This is a genomic window from Mesorhizobium sp. WSM4821, from assembly GCF_055901555.1.
Genome location: NZ_CM148371.1, coordinates 1,169,157 through 1,191,960, shown reverse-complemented (window position 1 = coordinate 1,191,960; position 22,804 = coordinate 1,169,157). Strand labels below are relative to the sequence as shown.

Sequence of the window (22,804 nt, the reverse complement as noted above, 5' to 3'; positions counted from 1 at the left end):
GCAACCAAACAATCGGCAGCCAAACAATCGGCGATCGGTCAACCGTCAACGTTCAGAAAAGGGCCTGCATTCAGGCAACGGTCCGGAATACGATCCTGAAACCCCTGTCACTCGCCAGGCGCGGCACACGCTGGCTGATGGCGGCCAGTATCGCGGTCGCCATGCTGAGCCCGGTGCCGGGCTTCGCCCAGGATCTTGTTCCGGCTCAGGCCAGCCAGACCGACCTCGACAAGCCCGTCGATTCCGGTTCGCTCGAAACCGCCAGCCCGGATTTCAGGCTCGACCTCGACAACCCCCGTATCATCAGTCCGCGGCCGGGCCGGGTCGTGCCTTTCTTCACCAAGAAAGGCAGACAACGAGGCTGCGACTATGTCGTATATTCTCTGAGCTTCGGCCTGCGCGGCAGCCCGCAAGCTTTTGCCAACCCGGGCTTCGCGGCCGCGCTGGAAAGGGCCAGGATCGATTTCAAGGACCAGCTTCCGCATGGCCTGCGGATCGTCGGCGTGCATGTGTCCGGCGACGGCACGGATGCATCCGGCGGGCCGCTGCCCGGGGGCTCGATCAGCACGTCGGCAAATCCGAACGATACGGCTGATGTTTCCGATTTCCGGATTTCCGCCAGTGATCTCGACGGCGTCGGCGCTCCCAACGAGCGCGTCATCGCCTTCCAGATCACAGCCAAGATCGACCATGCGGCATTTCCCTCGCCGGCGATCGTCGACAATCAGGGTTTGATCAAGGTGACGGCCGGACCCGGCACCGGGACCATCATCCCGTCGCAGGATCCGGGTAAGCCGGACGACGGCAATGTCCTCACCGGCGAAAAGACCTCGATCAAGATCGACGTCACCAAATGCGACCCGCCGCCCCCACCTCCCGGCAAGGAATGCTTCAAGGTGCAACGCGGCACGGTCGACTGCGTTCCCGGCGGCGGTGCCTTCATCTACCACATGCCGGTCAGCGCCGAGATGGCCGGCAAGTGGGTGCAACTTTCGACGACGACACCCGGCATCACCATCATCCCCGACACGCAGTTGGTGCCGGAGGGCGGCGGTGTGCTCGACTGGAAGGTCGTCGGTGCCTCAACCGGAGACGTCATCCGCCTCGTCGTCACCGGCATCGACACCTATGCCGGCCCGGAGGAGGGCTGGGGCCTGTGCTGCACACAGACGATCGAAATCGTCATTCCGCGTGACCAGAGATGCCCGCCCAAGGACAGGGAGCCGGATCTGAAAGTCGAAAAACGCGCCGAGGTTCGGCGTTGCACGATGGGCGGCGGCTGCGACTTCACCATCAGGGTCACCAATGTCGGCGGCGGGCCGTATCACGGCAAGATCGTTCTCGACGAAGTGACCTTGCCGGCCGGCTCCACCCTCGATTCAGGACCGAATGCGCCCTGGGCCTGTGCGCCGGCGGCAACCCCGATGATTTGCACGCATCCGGTGACCACGCTCAACCCGGGTGCTTCCGTCGACCTCGAGCTCGGCTTCAAGCCGGCCGTAGGCTGGCAAGGCCGCGTCTTGCGCAACTGCGCTGCCTATAATTATGGAGCCAGTGGCAAGCCGCTGTTCGGTAGCCAGCAGAACGACCGCGGCTGCGCCTCGATCCCGATCTGCCGGCGTGGCGATCGCGACTGTCGGCCGCAGGTGGAAAGGAAGGTCGATCTGATCCTGAAGAAGCGTGCCCGCACCGAGGCTTGCACGGCCGATGGTGTCTGCACCTTCGTGATCGACATCATCAACAACGGCAGCGTCCCTCATGACGGGCCGTTGACGATCATCGACACCTATCCGGGCGGCGCGCCGGCGTCCTCGACCTTCGGCCCGACGCCGCCCTGGACATGTGGACCGAACGGCCCCGGCCAGTTCCGCTGCGACAATGCCGGTATCGTGCTGTTGCCGGGCGCCTCCACGCCGATCTTCGTCAAGGCGGTGATACCTACCGGCTACCGGCCGGGCACGGTCGAGAACTGCGCCGAGGTGAAGGCCGTTCCCGGTGAGGGCGACCTCACCAACAATCGGGCCTGCGCCAAGCAACGCATCCGTCATCCCGATGGCGGCAAGCCGGCCATGCGCATCACCAAAGTGTGCAGCGGTTCGCTGGCCGGTGCTGCGGCCGTTACCTGCCGCATCACCGTCATCAGCACCGGCACCACTGCTCCCACCGGTCCCGTGAGGGTCAACGACTCCGCTACACTGGTGGCCGGCGGAGCACCCGTTCAGGTCCAGACCGTCACCCCTGACGGCGCGGAATGGGCTTGCGGACCGGTTCCGGCCAATGTGCTGTCGTGCCAGATTCCCGGCGCCGTCATGACGCCCGGAACCAGCCGCCACTTCGACGTGACGGTTGCCGGCAATGGCCCGTTCGAGAACTGCGCCCGCGGCTCTTACGGCCCGGCGCCTGGGGACGATATCGTCTATCCGATCGGCCGGGCTTGCGCCAAGGGCGGCGGCGCCTCGACCATCCGCGTCGAGAAGACCGGCGATGCAGAGTGCCGGATCGGCCAACCCTGCTCGTTCGAGATCACCATCGCGAACGAGGGGGAAAGCCCTTTCTCCGGTCCGGTTCGCATCGGGGATGCGATTGGCTTGGACGGACTTGGCCGGCTGGAGGGCGTTGCGATCACCTCGATCGAGCCGCCCTTCGGCTGCGCGCCGGAGCCTGCGACCCTGCCTGCATCCTGCATCGCAGACCTGACGCTCGCCGCGAGGGAAAGCCACGTTCACCGTGTGACCGTGATCATTCCCGACGGCGGCCGCCTGGCCAATCTGCAGGACACCGTCAGTGGCCAGAACTGCGTCGGCGTGCTGTCTCCCGACACGCCGGTGCGACGCGCGGGCGACGTGCTCTCCCGAGACCTGACCGATGTGCAGGGAGATCGCGGCAAGGCCTATGCCTGCCATCCCTTCACCATCAAGCGTGAGGTGAAGAGGGAGTGCTCGCGGGGCTTTGTCATGAATGACGCCGGCAACTGCGTCTGCCCGGCAGGCACAATTTTCCGAAACGGCCAGTGCTCGTCCGGTGGCGGCACCGTCATCATACCGAAACCGAAGGACCCGCAGCGCTGCGTGCTGCTCAAGGGCCAGATTCGGACCTCCGACGGGCGTTGTATCTGCCCGCGCGGAACCGAGTTGGAGAACGGCAGGTGCGTGTCGACCGACGAACCGCCGGAACGCCTGTGCCAGCTGCTGCCCGGCCAGATCCGTACCCAGGATGGCGATTGCATCTGCCCGAGAGGAACGGAACTGAGGGCCGACGCCTGCCGGCCGATCCGGAAAAAGCCGCCCGTGGTGGAGCAGTGCAAGCTGCTGCGTGGCCAGATCCGCACCAAGAACGGCGACTGCGTCTGCCCGAGAGGGACTGAACTGAAGGGCAGGGCCTGCGTGCCGATCGTCAAGAAGCCGACGGTGGAACAGTGCACCATTCGCGGCCAGGTCCACAACAAGCGCGGCGCCTGTGTCTGCCCGCGCGGGACCGAGGTGATCAGAGGCGCATGCCGCCGGCCGCCGGTGGCATGCGCGCCCGGCTCACGGCTGATCAACGGACAGTGTCTGCCGATCATCAAGCGGCGCTGCCCCGTCGGGACAGTCGGACAGTATCCGAACTGCACCCCGATCCGCAGGACGCCGACGCTGCAGATCAATCCAAATCTGCTGCTGAACCCGGACATCCTGCAGAGGCCTATGCCGAAGCGCAGGCCTCCAGCTCCTCAGTAGGAAGATCCGGCGCGAAACCAAACCGTGATCCTCTGCACCGCAACGCCCAGGACCCCGCCGGAGCAATCCGGCGGGCCCTTCATTGGCCGGAACGTGTTTCAGCGGCTGCGTGAACCTTACAGCGGCGAGCGGCGACAAACTCCTGAAGGAACATTTCAGGAGAGAGAAAATGTCTTCAGCCAAGCATGTTTTCCACAACACGGCGGCGACCGTGGCCCTGATCGCAGCCGCGCTCGCCACCACGCCGGCCTTCGCCAAGCAGGCGAACATCAAGTCAATGTCGTTCCACACCGAAAGCGCCAACACGACGATCCATGTCGGCTCGAGCGACAAGCAAAAATGGGACACGCTGAAGAGCGGCAATGTCCAGTTCTGGGGCCACATGAAGCTCAACACGCGGTGGCCAGGCTATGTTCAAGACGTCGGCGTGGCGCTCGGCGTTTGCGGGCCAGGCCAGTGCGGCGTGTTCCCGCCGATCTGGAGCGCGTCACCTGTCAGCCGTGACTACGATCACCAGCAGAATTTCTCTTTCGATCCCTCCATCATACCGCAGTCGTCGGACACCGGCATCGCCGTCGTGCCCTATGGCGATCAGATCATCAGCAAGTGCAACGAGCACCTCCAGGCCGATGGACCGACGAAGTCTTATTCGTTCACGCATACCTTCCATGCGAGCTTCTCGGCTCTTACCGACACAGCGCTTGACATGGACAATGCTGTCAGCGAGGCACAGGGCGGCAGCTGGCCCCATCCGCTTTACGACTCGCACTATGCCGAACACGGTTCGTTCGACGTCCAGGTCGTCTGCGACCCGGTGATCAAGCCGAAGGTTCAGGACATCGCCAACGACTTCGGCGAATTCGACGTGGAGAAAGTCAAGCTGTTCCTGACCACCTACCAGTCGAACCAGCCCGGCTCGACGCCCGGCACGGTCTGCCCTTCGTTGAAGGTCACGAGCCGGGCGCAAGCCAATCAGGCCGGGCCGGTTTCGATGCGCATCTGGCGGCAGAAGAATGCTGGGCCGATCACGTCCGAGGTGCAGCAGGCGTGGGCGTCATACGACGCGACCAAGAACGGCTATTTCGCCACCTACGAGAAATGGGAGGATGTCGGCGCCACAGCCTACTTCCAGTACAAGACCGAGGTTGTCGGCAACGGTCCGTTCGAGCCCTTTGACGGCTGGAAGGACATCACCGTCCACTGCACCGGTGCAGGCGGGGGCGGCTTCACCGACGCACCTCAGGGCGACCCAGACACCCCCCCGGCGCATTCGGACTGGCAGGGTGAGGTCACTGTGTCCGACAGCGCTGGGTTCAAAAAACTCTGCCCGCGCAAGGGCCAGGTGGCGTTCGCGGTCGCCCGCGATGCGCCGGGTGCGTTTCACTACCGCATAAGCTGCTCGAACGGTGCATTCTTCACGGGAGCCACGGCCGCCTTCAACAATGGCGGGGTGTTCAAGGCGAGTGCGGCACACGAGCTCAGCATCGTCAGAACCCGCTCGATCCAGTGCACGCTGCAGGAGATCAAGCAGAATGGTTCGATCGCCACCGTTGACAACGACGGCGAGGATTTCACCTGCATCAAGCGCAATTTCAACCCGAAAGCCGACGATCTGGCGGTCGATACGCGACCCCATCCCGGTAAACCGCAACTTCCACCGGTTGTCATCGATGCCGGCCGCACATGCCTGCCGAGCCAGAGGCTGATCCGTGGCAAATGCGTCGACAGGCCGTTGGTGGCTGCCTGCCGCAGCACCGAAAAACGCGTCAACGGCAGGTGCATCGGCGTCAGTATCCACTGCCTGCCAGGCTACCATCAAGTGGGCCTGAAATGCGTGCGCAATGCGGTGATCGCCGACAGGTGCAAGCGCAACGAACAGCGCATCAACGGGAGATGTGTGCGCAAGCCTACCATCATTATCGACTGCAAGCGCGGCTACCATCTGGTCGGCAAGGCATGCGTGAAGGACCCGGTGATCATCACCGCCTGTCGGGCAACCGAAAAACTGGTGCGCGGACACTGCGTACCCAAGCCATCTGTGAAGCTCAATGTGCAGAAATTGAAGCGAGGCAAGGTCCTTCTGCCACGACCGGCCAGGCTGCGGCATCCGGTAAACTGAAACCCGACGCTTGCACCGGAGAGAAGCGGCTAACACCGCTTCTCTCCTTTCGCGCAGGCGAGACACCGACAGCGGATTCCTGTCGACAAGCGGCGCTGAGGCGATTACGGCGGGAGCGGGCTCAGGAACGGGAAGCGGACATGGCTCAAAAGACCCTGATCGCGCCATCGGTGCTGGCGTCGGATTTCTCGAAGCTCGGCGACGAGGTCGAGGCGGTGGCGGCGGCCGGCGCCGACTGGATCCATCTCGATGTCATGGACGGGCATTTCGTGCCCAACATCACCTTCGGCCCGCCGGTGATCAAGGCGATCCGAAACCGCACCGGGGCTTTCTTCGACTGCCATCTGATGATCGCGCCGGCCGATCCCTATCTGGCGGCCTTCGCCGATGCCGGCTGCGACGGCATGACGGTGCATGCCGAGGCCGGGCCGCATCTCGACCGTTCGCTGCAGACGATCAGGAATCTAGGCAAGAAGGCCGGCGTGTCGCTCAATCCGGCAACGCCGGAAGCTGCAATCGAATATGTGCTCGACCGGCTCGATCTGATCCTGATTATGACCGTCAATCCGGGCTTCGGCGGCCAGGCCTTCATTCCGGGGGTCGTCGACAAGGTGAAGCGTGTGAAGGCGCTGATCGGCAGCCGGCCGATCCGGATCGAGATCGACGGTGGCATCTCGCCGGAAACGGCACCGTTGGTCACCACGGCCGGCGCCAGCGTGCTTGTCGCCGGTGCGGCCATCTTCAAGGGCGGCAGCGTTGAAGCCTATCGGGCGAACATCGAGGCGATCAGGACAGCGGCCGATCGGGCGGCCGGCTGACGCGCCGCGGCTGCCGGTCCGCCGTCGCCAGCACACGCTGCCTCCGGTCACGAATTCGTTGGCCGACGCCGGTGCGCTTGTGCTCATGAGATGTGGCCCCATATTGTCTGTCTGCCTTTCCGGGCCTCTCCCGCAGGCTCCTCCTCGACGGTCGGGATCGATGAACCGCAGCCCTTTCTTCGCCGACCTGCTCAACACCATCGCCGATCGCGGTCGGATGATGCTGAATCTCGTTCGCGGTGACGAGCAGGTTTCAGTCGACAGCCTGGCGCGCCTGTGCGCCCGTCTGCTTCCAGCCAGGGTGAGGCATCGGGCGTCGCCTATGCAGGGGAAATACTCGATCGCTGGCGCACCCTCGACGCCGACGGAAGGCTGGCGTTCCTGCATGTGCTGCGCGATCGTTTCGGCACCGATCACGGCAGGCTTGCCACAGCGGTGGATGCCTATCGCGCCGCGCCCGACGATCGCACGGCGCTTGCCCTGCACGACGCCGCCGAGCCGGCCAGGCAGGAACTCTTGCGCCGCCTGAACCTGGCACCCGGCGGCATCGAGACCCTGGTGCGCATGCGCGAGGATCTGCTTAGCCGACTGACGTCATCGCCCGATCTTGCCATCGTCGATGCCGACTTCACCCATTTGCTTTCGTCGTGGTTCAACCGCGGTTTCCTGGTGCTGCGGCGGATCGACTGGTCGACGCCAGCCAACATTCTGGAAAAAATCATCCGCTACGAGGCGGTGCACGCCATCCACACCTGGGACGATCTGCGCCGCCGGATCGAGCCCGACGACCGGCTTTGCTATGCGTTCTTTCATCCGCAGCTCGGCGACGAGCCGCTGATCTTCGTCGAGGTCGCGCTCACCCGCGCGATGCCGACGACGATCGCCGAGCTGCTTGCCGACGAGCGGCCGCGGGTGCCACCACGGCAGGCCACGACGGCGGTATTCTATTCCATCTCCAATTGCCAGGAGGGCTTGCGCGGCATCTCGTTCGGCAATTTTCTGATCAAGCAGGTGGTCGAAGATTTGCGCCGCGACCTTCCCGGCCTGACCGATTTCGTCACGCTGTCTCCGGTGCCGGGCTTTGCCCGCTGGCTGGCCGAGCAGGCCGAAGCCGTCCCCTCCGCCGCCGAACTGCTGGATCTCGTCGCCAACGAGGGCTGGCATGCGGACGCCGCCCTGCGCGACCGCGCGGGCCGGGCCCTGCTTCCCCTGGCAGCGCAGTATTTCCTGGAGGCCCGCACCGCGTCCGGCAAGGTGATCGACCCCGTCGCCCGGTTCCATCTCGGCAATGGCGCGCGGCTGGAGCGCATCGACCATCTCGGCGACATGTCGCCCCGCGCCTTGCGTCAGGCGCATGGCCTGATGGTCAATTATCGTTACAAGCTCGACGATATCGAGAAGGACCACGAGCTTTTCGCCGCCAGGAACGATGTGGCGGCCGCGCCCAGCGTGCGCCGCCTGCTGCCGAAAGCGGCGAAACCGGCCGCGCCGCGGCTACCGGTTCAATCTCAGGGGGACGAGGACAAGAGGGACATATAAACAGCCACCCACTTCAGGCTGTGGGTCGAGCGGCTGGCACCTTTAGGCGCCCTTTGCGCCACCGGCCCCGAAAACCCTCTTGCCGGCTATCCAGACGCCCTTGATCTCCAATTCGTTCGACAGCGCGACGATATCCGCCGCCGTGCCGCTGGCGAAGCGCCCGAGCCGGCGTGATTGGCCGATGGCTTGCGCCGGGTAGAGCGAAGCCATGCGCAGCGCCTCCGACAGGTCCAGCCCGACAATGCGGTGCACGAAGCGCACGGCGGAGATCATGTCGAGATCGGCGCCCGCCAGCGTGCCGTCGGCCAGCCGCAGGCTGCCGTCCTTGCGGTGGATGGTGCGGCCGTTCAGCGTGAACGAGGTCATATCGGTGCCGATCGTCGCCATCGCGTCGGTGATCAGGACGATTTTTCCCGGTCCCTGCTTGGCGCGCAAAGCGATGCCCATGGTGGCGGGATCGACATGGATGCCGTCGGCGATCATGCCGGCAAACAATCTGCCGGTGTCGATGGCCGCACCCGCCAGCCCCGGCTCACGATTGCCGATCTGGCTCATCGCGTTGAACAGATGGGTGACCACCGTAGCACCCGCATCGGCGAAGGCGCGCGCCTTGGCATAACCGGTGTCGGAATGACCGAGGCTGACGACGATGCCGGCCTCGACCAGCGCCGAAACGCGCGCGCGGTCGACGGATTCAGGCGCGATGGTGGTCAGCAGCACCGGCAGGGTTTTCCGTGTCGCAATCAGCATCGCCTGGTCGGTATCCAGCATCGGCCGGATCAATGCCGGATCGTGCGCACCCTTGCGGGCGATCGACAGATGCGGACCTTCGAGATGCAGGCCCAAAAAGCCAGGCACTTTCCGCTGTGCGGCCTCAGCCCCCGCCGCAACCGCCGCTGCGGTGATCTCGGGCGTGTCGGTGATCAGCGTCGGCAGCAGTGCCGTCGTGCCAAAGGGCGCGTGCGCCCGGCAGATGGTTTCGATCGAGGCGACATCGGGATGGTCGTTGAGCATGACACCACCACCGCCATTGACCTGCAGGTCGACAAAGCCCGGCACGAGCATGCCGCCGCCGGTCTCGATACGCGCAATACCGGACGGAATGGCACCGGCGGCAATGACAGCCTCGACCAGGCCATCTCGCAGGATAAGGGCGGCGTTGTCGTGCCAGTCGTCGCCATCGAATATCCGGGTCCCGGTCAGGGCAAAACGGTCGCTCATGTGGTTTCGGTCACCTTGCGAAGATTGGGCGGCGTGTCCGGATCGAGGCCGCGATGGCGGGCAAAGGCCTCGACGAAGCCATAGAAGGACACGATCAGCGCCAGCGGATCGGTCAGCGGATGGCCGGTGGCGACATGCGGCAGGCGCGCAGCCCTTTTTGCCTTGTCCGAGCTCACAAAAACGGCCGCGCCCTTGGCCGCCAGGCTGTCGGCGGCCTCGGCAACCGACGGCTCGGAAGCATCGCGGGCGGCCAGCGCCAGCACCGGGAAATCAGGCCCGACCAGCGCCAGCGGGCCATGCATGACTTCGGCGGCGCTGTAGGCCTCGGCATGCATGGCGCAGGTTTCCTTGAATTTCAGCGCCGCCTCATTGGCGATAGCCGCGGACGGGCCGCGGCCGAGGATGAACAGCGATTTCGGCGTTTCCAGTACGCCGGCCAGCGCCATCCAGTCGCAGCCGATCGCCTTGCGAAAATGCTCGGGCAAGCGGGCAAGCGCTGCCAGAAGCTTATCGTCACCGGTGCAATGCGCCATTAAGGCGAGACCGGCGACCGCAGAATTGACGAAGGTCTTCGTCGCCGCGACGCTGCGCTCCGGTCCAGCCAGAATGTCGATCGCATAGTCCGAAACGCGCGCCAGCGGCGAATCGGCTGTGTTGGTGATGGCGACGGTCAGCGAACCACCGGCTCTCGCCGCTTGCGCCATGGCGACGATGTCCGGGCTCTTGCCCGATTGCGAGATTGCCAGACAGGCGGAGCCGCCGAGCCTGAGCTTGGCGCCGTAGATCGAGGCGATCGAAGGACCGACCGATGCGACGGCAAGGCCGGCGGTCAGCTCGACCGCATATTTCATGAGGGTGGCGGCATGGTCGGACGAGCCGCGGGCGACAGTAACGATGAAATGCGGATCGCGTTCGCGGATGCCGCGCCCGGCTTCGGTCAGCACCGCTGCCGAGCCGTCGAGCAGGCGGGCGGTCGCCTCCGGGATCTCCTCGATCTCGCGCCGCATATGGGTTTTGGTCGCGCTCATGGCCGGCCCTCTTCGCCCGGCCCGCTCAGCCGGAGTTCGGCGACGAAATCATAGGCGTCGCCCCTGTAGATGGAGCGGGTGAACTCGATCACCTTGCCGCTCGCCAGATAGGAGATACGCTCGATGTGAAGTCCGGCAATGCCTGGCGGCACTTCGAGCAGGCGCGCGTCGTCGTCGCCGAGATTGGCGGCGGAAATGCGTTGCACCGCCCGCACCGGCCGCAGGCCAGTGGTTTCCAGCGCAGCGTACAGCGAGGACCCTATTCCGGCCGGGTCGGGCAGCACGCTTGCCGACAGTGCCGCGCGCTCGATCGCCAGCGGCGTGTCGTTGGCGATGCGCAGGCGTGCCACTCGCGCCACCAGCTCGTTCGATGACAGGCCGAGCACCATCATCTCGTCCGGCGAGGGCGCATAGAGGCCGCGGTCGAGCCAGGCCGAACGGACAGCCATGCCGCGCCGGGCCATATCCTCGGTGAAGGATGTGAGCCGCGACAGCGACTGCTCGACGCGCTCCATGCGCGGCGCGACGAACGTGCCGGAGCCGTGGCGCTGGACGAGGATGCCGCCCTTGACCAGATCCTGCACCGCTTTGCGCACGGTGACGCGCGAAATGTCGGCCTTGGTAGCGATGTCGCGCTCGGAAGGCAGTGCATCGCCCGGTCCGATCAGGCCGCGATTGACCGCGTCCTCGATGCTCTTCCTGAGCTGCAGATAAAGCGGCGCGCCGCTTTGCGACGATTGTTTCAGCGTGGCGAAGATCTGGTCGGCGGCGTCGTTCATCGCGCCGCCTCCGCCGTTCCAGCGAAAACACGAGCCGCCATCTGCACCGCGCCGCCCAGCGCATCGTCGAGCGGCGGCTTCAGCAGCGCCCGGTAGCGCGCCGAGAGGCGCGGCGCATAGAGCGGCGCCAGCCCGCCAAGCAGGCATAAAGGATCGTTGCCGCCGAGATCGAGCACCCCGAGTGCCGCCTCGACGTCGGCTACCGCCTTGTCGAGGATCCAGTTGGCGACGATGTCGCCCTTGGCGGCATGGTCGAAGACCTTGGGCGCGAAGCCGCCGAAATCGCCGGGTTTGGCATTGGTGGTGAACTCGACCAAATCCTCGGGATTGTTGCGGAAGATGGCGAGCATGGCCTGCGTCAGGGGCGATCCCTCGCGGATGCCGTCATAGGCGAGCAGCGTCTGTTCGAGCAGGTCGCGGCCGATGCGGGCGCCGCTGCCCTGGTCGCCGACCTGGAAACCCCAGCCGCCGATGGCGCGCGACTTGCCGTTTCTGCGCGCCATATAGGCGGTGCCGGTGCCGAGAATGGCCATGGCGCCGTCGCCGGAGCCGACCGCGCCTTCCAGCGCGATCTCGGCGTCGGTCTCGACACGGCTTGCACTGAACGGCAGAATGGCTTCGAGCTGCTGTCTGTAGGTGCCGACATTGGCGCCGGCAAGCCCGAGTATGGCCGGGGTTTGCGGGATCAGTTCAGGGTCCTGTCCGGCGGCGAAAAAAGCCTGTCGCGCTGCATCGACGATGTTGGCCCTGGCGCCGGTGAGATCGGTGCGGATATTGGCGGCGCCGCTCTTGGCGCGGCCGATAATGGTGCCGTCCGCCGTTGCAAGGGCTGCCCTGCAACTGGTGCCGCCGCCATCGATGCCAAGCACGAAATTCACGCGAATTCTCCTCCAGGCGGATAATACCAATAAAATACCAATAGCCAAGGGTTAATTTCAGTTTCAAAAAGATTAAGCGGTATGTAATTGAAAAACCCGCGAATTTTGCTAAAGGATCGCTTCCGACGCAACGAAATCGTTAATGCGTGTGGACAAGTGGTATTTTTTTGGTATTGTTTCTGGATTGGAGGAAAGCGGATGGCCGAAACGCGCACCGAAGCGCTTCACCAGAATGCCGAGGGGCTGGACATCCAGGCCCCCGACGCCATCCTTTCCTTTTTGGCTAATGCCCAGATCGAGGCCGCTCAGGCCGTGCGCGGCGCCATTCCTGCAATCGCCAAAGCAGCCGAAATCATCGCCAGCCGACTGAAGAGCGGGGGCAAGCTCGCCTATGCCGCTGCCGGCAGCTCGGGCCTGATGGCACTGGCCGATGCGCTGGAACTGCCGGGCACCTTCGGCATTCAATGCGACCGCATCGCCATCCTGATCGCCGGCGGCGATGAGGCCTTCAAGACGCTGGCCGGAGGGCCGGAGGACGACACCGACGAAGCCTCGGCATCGGTTGCCGCTGCCGGGATCGGCGAGGGCGACTGCCTGATCGCGATCTCGGCCAGCGGCTCGACACCCTATGCTGTCAGGGCGATCGAGGACGCCAGGCGCCGGGGTGCGGCGACCATCGCCATCGCCAACAACAAGGATGCGCCGCTGCTGCGGCTGGCCGACATCGCCATCCTGCTCGAGACGCCGCCGGAGCTGATCGCCGGCTCGACGCGTATGGGGGCCGGCACTGCCCAGAAGATCGCGCTCAACATGCTTTCGACGCTGACCGCCATCCATCTCGGCCATGTTCATGACGGCTATATGGTCAACCTCATGGCCGACAACATCAAGCTGCGCGACCGCGCGGCGCGCATCGTCGCCGCCATCAGCGGGCGCGGCAGGGACGATGCGGCGCGCCTGCTCGAAAAAAGCGGGGGCGCCGTCAAGACCGCCATTCTGCTCGCCGCCGGCGCCGCCAGTGCCGATGCGGCCGAGAAGATACTGGAAGGCGCCGGGCAGAAGCTTAGGCCAGCGCTTTCCGCGATCGAGGGGAGCATGGGGCGGAAAGCCTGTGTTCTCAAAACCGAACCTGAAAAAGGTCAACAGGGAGACTGAGCATGACAACGAAACTACTGACGGCACTTCTTCTCGGCACCAGCATTCTCGGCTCAGCCGGAGTGGCCTATGCCCAGGACGTAACGCTCAACATCGAAAGCTGGCGCGGCGACGACCTTGCCATTTGGAAGGACAAGCTGATCCCGGCTTTTGAGGCCAAGAACCCGGGCATCAAGGTGGTGTTCGCGCCGTCGGCGCCGACCGAATATGACGCCGCACTCGGCGCCAAGCTCGCCGCCGGCTCGGCGGGCGACCTGATCACCTGCCGCCCGTTCGACAAGTCGCTGGAACTGTTCAAGAAGGGCAACCTCGCCGATATCTCGACGCTGCCCGGCATGGAGAACTTCTCCGACGTCGCCAAGGCCGCCTGGCAGACCGACGACGGCAAGGCGAGCTTCTGTGTGCCGATGGCCTCCGTCATCCACGGCTTCATCTACAACAAGGATGCCTTCGACCAGCTCGGCATCAAGGTGCCGACGACCAATGAGGAGTTCTACGCCGCGCTCGACAAGATCAAGGCCGACGGCACCTACATCCCGATGGCGATGGGCACCAAGGATCTCTGGGAAGCCGCCACCATGGGCTACCAGAACATCGGCCCGAACTACTGGAAGGGCGAGGAAGGCCGCGCCGCCCTGATCAAGGGCGAGCAGAAGCTGACCGATCCCCAGTGGGTCGCGCCCTATGCCGAACTTGCCAAGTGGAAGGACTATCTCGGCGACGGCTTCGAGGCACAAACCTATCCAGACAGCCAGAACCTGTTCACCCTCGGCCGTGCCGCCATCTACCCGGCCGGCTCGTGGGAGATCGGCCTGTTCAACACCCAGGCGCAGTTCAAGATGGGCGCGTTCCCGCCACCGGTGCAGAAGGCAGGCGACACCTGCTACATCTCCGACCACACCGACATCGGCATGGGCCTCAATGCCACCTCGAAGAACCCCGATGCGGCCAAAACCTTCCTGTCCTGGGTAGCCTCGCCGGATTTCGCCACCATCTACGCCAACGCGCTACCGGGCTTCTTCAGCCTGAACAACACCCCGGTGAAGATGGAAGACCCGCTGGCCCAGGAATTCGTCTCCTGGCGCGACAAGTGCAAGTCGACGATCCGCTCGACCTACCAGATCCTGTCGCGCGGCACGCCGAACCTCGAGAACGAGACGTGGGTTGAATCGGCCAACGTCATCAACGGCACCGATACGCCGGAAGCTGCCGCCAAGAAGCTGCAGGAAGGCCTCGACAGCTGGTACAAGCCGGCGAAGTAGGAGCCTGGCGGAGCGCTACTGGTCTCCCCCTCCGGGGGAGATGTCGCCGAAGGCGACAGAGAGGGTCGGTGGAGGCAGGCTGCGACTTGATCGTTGCTGGAAAGCACGGTCGAAACCATGATGGCGCGCTGCCTCGGCCGACCCCACCGCCTCGCTTCGCGAGGCACCCTCCCCTCGAGGGGGAGGGAGGCGCCGCACCCTTTGGCGGCAATTGCAAGACCTGATCGGCGGAGACCGAACGCATGGCCGCAGCACCGAAACGACCATTCCGCTGGCACATCGTCGTCTTCCTGGCGCCGGCGGTGCTGGTCTATACGGCGATCATGATCCTGCCGCTGGCCGGCACGCTGCAGCTCTCCCTGTTTCGCAACATCGACCAGGCCCAGGTCTTCGTCGGGCTGGAAAATTTCCGCAGGCTGTTCGGCGATCCCAACTGGTCGGTCAATTTCTGGAACGCGCTCAGGAACAACGTCTGGTTCTTCATCGTCCACATGCTGGTGCAGAATCCGATCGGCGTCCTGCTGGCCGCACTTCTGTCCAGTCCGCGGCTGCGATTCTCGGCCTTCTATCGCACCGCGATCTTCGTGCCGACGATCCTGTCCTTTGTCATCGTCGGTTTCGCCTGGAAGCTGATCCTGTCGCCGCTGTGGGGCGTCGCGCCGAATCTGATGGATATCGTCGGTCTGAAAAGCCTGTTCACGCCTTGGTTGGGCAAGGAGCAATATGCGCTGACCGCGCTCAGCCTGATCTCGGTGTGGCAGTTCGTCGGCATCCCGATGATGCTGATCTATGCTGCGCTGCTGTCGATCCCCGACGAGGTGATCGAAGCGGCCGAATGCGACGGCATCAGCGGCATGTCGCAATTCTGGAAGATCAAGCTGCCGCTGATCCTGCCGTCGATAGGCATCATCTCGATCCTCACCTTCGTCGGCAATTTCAACGCCTTCGACCTGATCTACACCGCGCAAGGCGCGCTGGCCGGCCCGAACTATTCGACCGACATACTCGGCACCTTTCTCTACCGCGCCTTCTTCGGCTTTCAGCTGCAGGTCGGCGATCCCAACATGGGCGCGGCGATCGCCACGATGATGTTCCTGATCATCCTTGGCGGCGTCTGCGTCTACTTGTTCTTCGTGCAGACGCGCCTGCGTCGCTATCAGTTCTGAGGAGCGAAAGATGAGCACCGCGACACGATCCCTGCCCCGCACCATCGGCGCCCACGCGATTCTTTTGACCTACACGGCGATAGCGTTGTTTCCGGTGATCCTCGTGGTGATGAATTCGTTTAAATCCCGCGCGGGTATTTTCGGCGCGCCGCTGACGCCGCCGACGCCGAAGACCTTCGACCTGATCGGCTATACCACCGTCATCGGGCAGGGCGATTTCATCCACTATTTCCAGAACAGCCTCGTCGTCACCGTCGCCTCGCTGTTCTTCGTGCTGCTGTTCGGCGCCATGGCTGCCTTCGCGCTGTCGGAATACCGCTTCCGCGGCAACTCGCTGATGGGACTCTATTTGGCACTCGGCATCATGATCCCGATCCGCCTCGGCACCGTCGCCATCCTGCAGCTGATGGTGGCAAGCGGGCTGGTCAACACGCTGACTGCGCTGATCCTGGTCTATACGGCGCAAGGCCTGCCGCTCGCCGTCTTCATCCTGTCGGAATTCATGAAGCAGGTGTCCGACGACCTGAAGAACGCCGGACGGATCGACGGCCTGTCCGAATACACCATTTTCTTCCGGCTGGTGCTGCCGCTGGTTAGGCCATCGATGGCGACCGTCGCCGTCTTCACCATGATCCCGATCTGGAACGATCTGTGGTTTCCGCTGATCCTGGCGCCGTCGGAAGAGACCAAGACGGTGACGCTCGGCGCCCAGCTGTTCATCGGCCAGTTCGTCACCAACTGGAACGCGATCCTGGCGGCGCTGTCGCTGGCGATCATGCCGGTGCTGACCCTCTACGTCATCTTCTCGAGGCAGCTGATCCGCGGCATCACCTCGGGAGCGGTCAAGTGAGTTCGCAAAAACCTCTTCGCGTCGTCGTCGCCGGGCTTGGCAATATGGGCCGCAGCCATGCGTTGGCCTACCACACCAATCCGGGCTTCGAGATAGCGGCGCTGGTCAACCGTTCGGATGTGCCGTTGGCGGACAGGCTTTCCGGCTATGGCATCAGGCGTTCCTTCGAAGAGGCGTTGCGCGACGAGAGGCCCGATGTCGCCTGCATCGCCACCTATTCCGACAGCCATGCCGACTATGCGCTGAAAGCGTTCGAGGCCGGCTGCGATGTCTTCGTCGAAAAGCCGCTGGCGACGACGGTGGCGGATGCGGAACGTGTCGTCGCCGCCGCCAAGGCCAACGGCAAAAAGCTGGTGATCGGCTACATCCTGCGCCATCACCCGTCCTGGATCAGGCTGATCGCCGAGGCACGCAAGCTCGGCGCCCCTTACGTGTTCCGCATGAATCTCAACCAGCAATCCTCTGGCCATAGCTGGGAGACGCACAAGCAATTGATGCAGACGACGTCGCCGATTGTCGATTGCGGCGTGCACTATCTCGACGTGATGCTGCAGATCACCGACGCCAGGCCGGTCGAGGTGCGCGGCATGGGGCTCAGGCTAACCGAGGAGGTCGCGCCGACGATGTACAATTACGGCCACATGCAGGTGCTGTTCGACGATGGCTCGGTCGGCTGGTACGAGGCCGGCTGGGGGCCGATGATCTCGGAGACGGCCTTCTTTGTGAAGGACGTGATCTCGCCCAATGGCTGCGTATCGATCGTCATGAAGGAGGGCGTCAGGTCCGACGACATCGACACCCACACCAAGACGTCGACCATCCGCCTGCACAGTGCCGCAACCGGCCCGGACGGTAAGTTCGCCAGGGCGGACGAGATGCTGTCGATGGAAGGCGAGCCCGGTCATCAGGATCTCTGCGACCTCGAACAGGCCTTTCTGCTGAAGGCGATTCGCGAGGGTCTGGACCTCTCCCGCCACATGGACGACGCGGTGAAGTCGCTGGCCGTCTGCCTTGCCGCCGACGAGAGCGTACGCAGCGGCGTCGCCGTCAAACTCTAGAACAGGGACGAAGCCGTGGGTTCGCTGAACATCGAGAATGTGAAGAAGGCCTTCGGGCCGGTCGAGGTGCTGAAGGGCATCAACCTCGAAGTGATGGATGGCGAGTTCGTCGTCTTCGTCGGCCCCTCCGGCTGCGGCAAGTCGACCTTGCTCAGGGTCATTGCCGGACTGGAGGATTCGACCTCGGGCCGCGTGGTGATCGACGGCGCGGATGTCTCCGCAACGCCGCCGGCCAAACGCGGCATCGCCATGGTGTTCCAGACCTACGCGCTCTACCCGCATCTGACGGTGAAGAACAATATGGGCCTTGGCCTCAAGCAGGCGGGCACGCCGGCGGCCGAGATCGACCGCCGCATCGGCATCGCCTCGTCGATGCTGTCGTTGGGGCCTTATCTCGAAAGGCGGCCGGCCGAGCTCTCCGGCGGCCAGCGCCAACGTGTCGCCATCGGCCGCGCCGTGGTGCGCGAACCCAAGCTTTTTCTCTTCGACGAGCCGCTGTCAAATCTAGACGCCGCACTGCGCGTCAACACCAGGCTGGAGATCGCGCAGCTGCATCGCCGGCTGAAGGCGACGATGATCTATGTCACCCACGACCAGGTCGAGGCGATGACGCTGGCCGACAAGATCGTCGTGCTCAACGCAGGAAAGATCGAGCAGATCGGCGGCCCGATGGAGCTTTACAATTTGCCGGCTAATGAGTTTGTCGCAGGCTTCATCGGCTCACCGAAGATGAACTTCGTCGATGGCGCCAGGCTTGGCGAGACGGCCAAGACCATCGGCGTCCGCCCCGAGCACCTGACCGTCAATGCAAAATCCGGGGCCTGGAAAGGCACGGTCGTCCATGCCGAGCATCTCGGCGCCGACACCAACCTCTATCTCGATTGTGAGAAGGCCGGGCTGATCACCGTGCGCATCTTCGGCGTCTACAACGCCGAACCGGGCACCACGCTCTACGCGACACCGGATCCGGCGAAGACCTATCGGTTCGGGGCGGATGGGAAGGTGCTGAAGTAGCGCCTCACCTTCTCCCACAAGGGGGAAGGAAGAACCTCTACAAATCCGCCTTGAATGTCTGCTTCTGCTGTCCGAGGCCTTCGATGCCGAGCTCGACGACGTCGCCGGGCTTCAGGAACACCGGCGGCTTCATGCCGAGGCCGACGCCGGGCGGTGTGCCGGTCGAAATAATGTCGCCCGGATGCAGCGACATGAACTGGCTGAGATAGGACACGAGGTAGGCGACGCCATAGACCATGGTTTTGGTCGAGCCGTTCTGCATGGTCTTGCCGTTGACCCTCAGCCACATCGGAATGTTCTGCGGGTCCTTCACCTCGTCCTTGGTCACCAGCCAGGGGCCGATCGGCCCGAACGTGTCGCAGGACTTGCCTTTGGTCCATTGGCCCTGACGCTCGGCCTGGAAGGCGCGCTCGGAAACGTCATGCGCGACGCAGTAGCCGGCGACATAATCCAGCGCCTCGGCCTCTGTGACGTATTTGGCGGTCCTGCCGATGACCACGCCAAGTTCGACTTCCCAGTCGGTCTTGACCGAGCCGCGCGGGATCAGCACGTCGTCATCGGGCCCGACGATGGCCGAGCTCGCCTTCATGAAGATGATCGGCTCTGGCGGCACGGTGGCGCCGGTCTCGGCGGCATGGTCGGAATAGTTCAGGCCGATGCAGATGAATTTGCCGGTGCCGGCGACGCAGGCGCCGATGCGGGGCTTGCCGGCAACCGCCGGCAGCGATTTCGGATCGAGCTTCGATAATGTCTCGAGGGATGCCGGGTCGAGCGCCTTGCCGGCAATGTCGGTGACATGGGCGGAGAGGTCGCGGATCGTCCCATCCGCATCGAGCAGGCCGGGGCGTTCGCTCCCCGCCTCGCCATAGCGCAGCAGTTTCATAGAATTTTTCTCCCAGTTGCGACCAGAGGCCTCTTAGATCGACCAGCCACCGTCGATATTATAGGCCTGCCCCGACGTATAGGTGGCGCCGGCCAGATAGACGGCGAGATCGGCGATTTCCTCCGGCGTGCCAAGCCGGCCCATGGGCTGGCGAGCGATGAAGGCGGCGCGGGCCGCCTCGTAGTCGCCCTGCGCATGCATGCGGTCCTCCAGCGACGGGCTCTCGACCGTGCCCGGGCAGATGGCGTTGCAGCGTATGCCCTTGCCAACATAGTCGGCGGCGATCGACTTGGTCAGGCCGATGACGGCCGCCTTGGTCAGCCCATAGACGAAGCGATTCGGCACGCCCTTAGTCGAGCCGGCTAGCGACGACATGTTGATGATCGAGCCGTCGCCGCGCTCCAGCATCCCGGGCAGCACGGCGCGGATAGTGCGGATCATCGAGCGGACATTGAGATCGTAGGCGAAGTCGAGATCGCCGTCCTTCATCTCGAGGATCGAGCCCGAATGGACGAAGCCGGCGCAGTTGAACAGCACGTCGACGGGACCGATCTCGGCGAAGGCCGACGTTACGGCCTCGTCGTTCAGCACGTCGAGCTTGCGCGTCTTGATCCCAGACGTTTTGCCGAGTTCGGCGAGCATCACCTCGTTGATATCAGTGGCATTGACGATGGCGCCCGCCTTGGCGAAAGCCAGCGCGCTTGCCCGGCCTATGCCTTGCGCCGCCGCCGTGACGACAACGACCTTGCCTGTCAGATCCGCCATTCTTTCCTCCTCTGTGGCCGCCCGGTTTTACCGGCACGCGGCCAAGGCGCAATGTGCCAGACAGGCACTCTTGTGCCGCCTGCGTCGCCGTTCGCTTTGGGGCAAATGTTTTTTCTCGGTAAAGAGCATCTTTCCTGCCGTCAAGCCCGGACGTCCTCTGCGGGCGCCCGACTGAAGCTCAGTCGCCGTAAGGCACCCAGACGTTCTTGACCTCGACGGCATGGCGCAGGAAGGCATCGCCGGCGGCCTCGGCTGACGCCCAGTCGAGGCTGCGGCCATTGCCGGTCCAGACGCGCTTGAGGTTGCCGATCGACTCGGCCTCGGCCTTGGCGCAGGTCTCGGCATCGGCGAACACCCAGAGCCCGTCGACATCGTCATGCTTGGCCAAGACGCCGGTCAGTTCGGCGGTGCGGCCGGTGACGATGTTGATGGCGCCTGCCGGAACGTCGGAATATTCGATGACTTGGTAGAGGTCGGTGGCAAGCAGCGGATATTTTTCCGAAGGCACCGCGACCACGGTGTTGCCCATGGCGAGCGCCGGCGCCACCAGCGAGATCAGCCCGAGCAACGGCGCATTGTCTGATGCCACGATGCCGACGACACCGACCGGCTCATGCAGCGCCAGCGTGACCGCGCGGGCCGGCGGCTGGTGGACGCGGCCCTCGAATTTGTCGGCCAGCCCGGCATAGAGGAACAGCCGCTCGATCGACAGCTCGACCTCTTCGCGCGCCGCCTTGGCGGTGGCGCCGGTAAGCTGGGTGAGTCGCGCCGCAAATTCATCGGCACGGCCGGAGAGGTTTTCGGCCAGATAGTAGAGCACTTGGGCACGGTTGAAGGCGGTCGCCGCCGGCCAGCCCTTGCAGGCACGGGCAGCGGCGACGGCGTCGCGAATATCCTTGCGGTTGCCGAGACCGACCTCGCCGGCGAGCTTGCCCTTGGCGGTGGCGACGGCAATCGAATAATTACTGTCCGGCCGCACCTGCTTGCCGCCGACGAACAGCTTTGCCGTGCGATCGATGGCGTTGCCTTCCGACTGCTCGACAGGCTGGGCCGTAGCCGTTGCCGGCTTGATGACGGGGCCGAGCGGCAGTTTTGCCGAGAGGTATTCGAACATGCCCTCGCGCCCGCCTTCGCGGCCGAAGCCGCTCTCGCGATAGCCGCCGAAGCCGCAGGCGGCGTCGAACATGTTGGTGCCGTTGACCCAGACGACGCCGGCCTTCAATTGCGGCGCGACGTGCAGCGCGAGGTTGACGTTCTCGCTCCACACCGAGGCGGCCAGCCCGTAGCGCGTGTTGTTGGCGAGCTCGACCGCTTCCTCGGTGTTGCGGAATGTCATGGTCGCCAGCACCGGCCCGAACACCTCCTCCTGCGCCAGGATGTTAGCCGGCGAAACGCCTGTGGCAAGCGTCGGCAGATGGTAATAGCCGGAGGAAGGCAGCGCCACGTCCGGCTGCCAGCAGACGGCGCCTTGTTTGGCGCCTTCGGCGACCAAACCCTTGACGCGATCAAGCTGGGTCGAATCGACCAGCGGTCCGATATCGGTGTTCTTGTCGAGCGGGCTGCCGACGCGCAGCCGGCTCATTCGAGTCTTGACCTTGGCGATGAAGGCTTCGGCGATGCCTTCCTGGACCAGCAGGCGCGAGCCGGCACAGCAGACCTGGCCCTGATTGAACCAGATACCATCGACCAGTCCTTCGACGGCGCTGTCGAGATCGGCGTCCTCGAAGACGACGAAGGCCGACTTGCCGCCGAGCTCCAGCGACAGTTTCTTACCCAACCCGGCGGTGGCCTTGCGGATGATCTTGCCGACGTCGGACGACCCGGTGAAGGCGATCTTCTGGATGCCGGGATGATTGACGATTGCCCCACCCGCCTCCGGCCCACCCTGGACGATGTTGACGGCGCCCTTCGGCACGCCGGCGCGTTCGCAGATCTCGGCGAACAGGATGGCGGTGAGCGGTGTGAACTCGGCCGGTTTGAGCACCACGGTACAGCCCGCGGCGAGCGCCGGCGCGATTTTCCAGGCCAGCATCAAGAGCGGGAAATTCCACGGGATGATCTGGCCGACGACGCCGACGCCCTTTTGATCAGGAAAATCCCTGTCCAGCGCCTGCGCCCAGCCGGCATGGTGAATGAAATGGCGGATGGCCAGCGGCACGTCGATGTCGCGGCTTTCGCGGATCGGCTTGCCGTTGTCGATCGATTCCAGCACGGCAAACAGCCGCTGGTGGCGCTGCATGGCGCGGCCGACGGCGTAGAGCACTTTGGCTCGGCTGTAGCCGGAACTGGCGCTCCATTTCGGCAGCGCCTTGGCGGCCGCCGAAACCGCCGCGTCGATATCGGCGGCACCGGCGTCCGAGACCTTGGCCAGCAATTCGCCGGATGATGGATCGCTGGCGTCGAAGGTCTTGCTGCCGCCAGCTGCCTTCCACTCGCCGCCGATGAACAGGGCTTTCGAGAAGTCGCGCGCGGCAAGCCACGCGTCAGCCTCGTTGCGGGCCTCCGGCGCCGGGCCGTACTCCATGGCGTGATAGCGTTCGAGAATGTTCATGG

At 64.4% G+C, this 22,804-nt stretch carries 15 protein-coding genes and 2 pseudogenes; 10 read left to right on the top strand and 7 right to left on the bottom strand.

The annotated features are described in order from the left end of the window. Positions 1-68 precede the first annotated feature (68 nt). The 4 genes and pseudogenes from AC0NID_RS05485 to AC0NID_RS05470 all read left to right on the top strand — a co-directional run. Positions 69-3,599: pseudogene (locus AC0NID_RS05485) on the top strand (DUF7929 domain-containing protein); the annotation flags it as partial. A gap of 286 nt (positions 3,600-3,885) precedes the next feature. Next, positions 3,886-5,835, top strand: a complete 1,950-nt coding sequence (locus AC0NID_RS05480) for an EB domain-containing protein (RefSeq protein WP_473451617.1) — start codon at positions 3,886-3,888, stop codon at positions 5,833-5,835. Positions 5,836-5,975: 140 nt separating this feature from the next. After that, positions 5,976-6,653, top strand: a complete 678-nt coding sequence (gene rpe, locus AC0NID_RS05475; RefSeq protein WP_473451615.1) for a ribulose-phosphate 3-epimerase — start codon at positions 5,976-5,978, stop codon at positions 6,651-6,653. Between the two features lie 160 nt (positions 6,654-6,813). Beyond that, positions 6,814-8,192, top strand: a pseudogene (locus AC0NID_RS05470) (malonyl-CoA decarboxylase). 42 nt (positions 8,193-8,234) lie between these two features. Here the strand turns inward: AC0NID_RS05470 and nagA are convergent. Genes nagA through AC0NID_RS05450 form a run of 4 tightly spaced genes read right to left on the bottom strand, consistent with a single transcriptional unit; the run spans position 8,235 to position 12,098 of the window. After that, the gene (gene nagA, locus AC0NID_RS05465) at positions 8,235-9,413 is read right to left on the bottom strand and encodes an N-acetylglucosamine-6-phosphate deacetylase (RefSeq protein ID WP_473451613.1); all 1,179 of its coding nucleotides are present in this window, start codon (positions 9,411-9,413) and stop codon (positions 8,235-8,237) included. Beyond that, entirely contained in the window at positions 9,410-10,441 is a 1,032-nt protein-coding gene (locus AC0NID_RS05460) for an SIS domain-containing protein (RefSeq protein ID WP_473451611.1), read from the bottom strand. Before AC0NID_RS05460 ends, nagA begins: the two co-directional genes overlap by 4 nt. Continuing rightward, entirely contained in the window at positions 10,438-11,220 is a 783-nt protein-coding gene (locus tag AC0NID_RS05455; RefSeq protein ID WP_473451609.1) for a GntR family transcriptional regulator, read from the bottom strand. Before AC0NID_RS05455 ends, AC0NID_RS05460 begins: the two co-directional genes overlap by 4 nt. Then, positions 11,217-12,098 carry a glucosamine kinase nucleotide-binding domain-containing protein gene (locus AC0NID_RS05450; RefSeq protein ID WP_473451607.1) on the bottom strand — a complete coding sequence of 294 codons (882 nt, stop codon included), beginning with the start codon at positions 12,096-12,098 and terminating at the stop codon, positions 11,217-11,219. Before AC0NID_RS05450 ends, AC0NID_RS05455 begins: the two co-directional genes overlap by 4 nt. Positions 12,099-12,296: 198 nt before the next feature. On the opposite strand from AC0NID_RS05450, the gene AC0NID_RS05445 reads away from it, so the two are divergent. The 6 genes from AC0NID_RS05445 (at position 12,297) to AC0NID_RS05420 (ending at position 18,603) form a co-directional block, all read left to right on the top strand. After that, positions 12,297-13,253: an N-acetylmuramic acid 6-phosphate etherase gene (locus AC0NID_RS05445; RefSeq protein ID WP_473451605.1), complete on the top strand. Its 957-nt coding sequence runs from the start codon at positions 12,297-12,299 to the stop codon at positions 13,251-13,253. A gap of 2 nt (positions 13,254-13,255) precedes the next feature. Then, positions 13,256-14,515: an ABC transporter substrate-binding protein gene (locus AC0NID_RS05440; RefSeq protein ID WP_473451603.1), complete on the top strand. Its 1,260-nt coding sequence runs from the start codon at positions 13,256-13,258 to the stop codon at positions 14,513-14,515. A gap of 242 nt (positions 14,516-14,757) precedes the next feature. Beyond that, the gene (locus tag AC0NID_RS05435; RefSeq protein WP_473451601.1) at positions 14,758-15,681 is read left to right on the top strand and encodes a carbohydrate ABC transporter permease; all 924 of its coding nucleotides are present in this window, start codon (positions 14,758-14,760) and stop codon (positions 15,679-15,681) included. Positions 15,682-15,691: 10 nt separating this feature from the next. Beyond that, entirely contained in the window at positions 15,692-16,531 is an 840-nt protein-coding gene (locus AC0NID_RS05430; RefSeq protein ID WP_473451599.1) for a carbohydrate ABC transporter permease, read from the top strand. Continuing rightward, positions 16,528-17,589 (top strand): Gfo/Idh/MocA family protein, encoded by a 1,062-nt coding sequence (locus AC0NID_RS05425; RefSeq protein WP_473451597.1) that lies wholly within the window; start codon positions 16,528-16,530, stop codon positions 17,587-17,589. Before AC0NID_RS05430 ends, AC0NID_RS05425 begins: the two co-directional genes overlap by 4 nt. 15 nt (positions 17,590-17,604) lie before the next feature. Continuing rightward, on the top strand, positions 17,605-18,603 hold the full coding sequence (locus tag AC0NID_RS05420; protein ID WP_473451595.1) for an ABC transporter ATP-binding protein: 999 nt from the start codon (positions 17,605-17,607) through the stop codon (positions 18,601-18,603). A 37-nt stretch (positions 18,604-18,640) separates the two neighbouring features. On the opposite strand, the gene AC0NID_RS05415 is transcribed toward AC0NID_RS05420, so the two are convergent. The 3 genes from AC0NID_RS05415 to AC0NID_RS05405 all read right to left on the bottom strand — a co-directional run bounded on the left by AC0NID_RS05415 (position 18,641) and on the right by AC0NID_RS05405 (position 22,802). Then, positions 18,641-19,486, bottom strand: coding sequence for a fumarylacetoacetate hydrolase family protein (locus AC0NID_RS05415; RefSeq protein WP_473451593.1), 846 nt, complete (start codon positions 19,484-19,486; stop codon positions 18,641-18,643). Positions 19,487-19,519: 33 nt separating this feature from the next. Then, a complete protein-coding gene (locus AC0NID_RS05410; protein WP_473451591.1) occupies positions 19,520-20,251 on the bottom strand; it encodes an SDR family oxidoreductase in 732 nt (243 codons plus the stop codon). 178 nt (positions 20,252-20,429) lie between these two features. Beyond that, complete coding sequence (locus AC0NID_RS05405; protein WP_473451589.1) at positions 20,430-22,802, bottom strand: aldehyde dehydrogenase family protein; 2,373 nt, start codon at positions 22,800-22,802, stop codon at positions 20,430-20,432. Positions 22,803-22,804: the final 2 nt, after the last annotated feature.

What these genes read in the sequence shown, in the direction of transcription:
- AC0NID_RS05445 (WP_473451605.1), top strand. Translation starts at nt 12,297, where the DNA reads ATGGCCGAAACGCGCACCGAAGCGCTTCACCAGAATGCCGAGGGGCTG.
- rpe (WP_473451615.1), top strand. Translation starts at nt 5,976, where the DNA reads ATGGCTCAAAAGACCCTGATCGCGCCATCGGTGCTGGCGTCGGATTTC.
- AC0NID_RS05440 (WP_473451603.1), top strand. Translation starts at nt 13,256, where the DNA reads ATGACAACGAAACTACTGACGGCACTTCTTCTCGGCACCAGCATTCTC.
- AC0NID_RS05435 (WP_473451601.1), top strand. Translation starts at nt 14,758, where the DNA reads ATGGCCGCAGCACCGAAACGACCATTCCGCTGGCACATCGTCGTCTTC.
- AC0NID_RS05455 (WP_473451609.1), bottom strand. Translation starts at nt 11,220, where the DNA reads ATGAACGACGCCGCCGACCAGATCTTCGCCACGCTGAAACAATCGTCG.
- AC0NID_RS05405 (WP_473451589.1), bottom strand. Translation starts at nt 22,802, where the DNA reads ATGAACATTCTCGAACGCTATCACGCCATGGAGTACGGCCCGGCGCCG.
- AC0NID_RS05410 (WP_473451591.1), bottom strand. Translation starts at nt 20,251, where the DNA reads ATGGCGGATCTGACAGGCAAGGTCGTTGTCGTCACGGCGGCGGCGCAA.
- AC0NID_RS05415 (WP_473451593.1), bottom strand. Translation starts at nt 19,486, where the DNA reads ATGAAACTGCTGCGCTATGGCGAGGCGGGGAGCGAACGCCCCGGCCTG.
- AC0NID_RS05460 (WP_473451611.1), bottom strand. Translation starts at nt 10,441, where the DNA reads ATGAGCGCGACCAAAACCCATATGCGGCGCGAGATCGAGGAGATCCCG.
- AC0NID_RS05430 (WP_473451599.1), top strand. Translation starts at nt 15,692, where the DNA reads ATGAGCACCGCGACACGATCCCTGCCCCGCACCATCGGCGCCCACGCG.
- nagA (WP_473451613.1), bottom strand. Translation starts at nt 9,413, where the DNA reads ATGAGCGACCGTTTTGCCCTGACCGGGACCCGGATATTCGATGGCGAC.
- AC0NID_RS05480 (WP_473451617.1), top strand. Translation starts at nt 3,886, where the DNA reads ATGTCTTCAGCCAAGCATGTTTTCCACAACACGGCGGCGACCGTGGCC.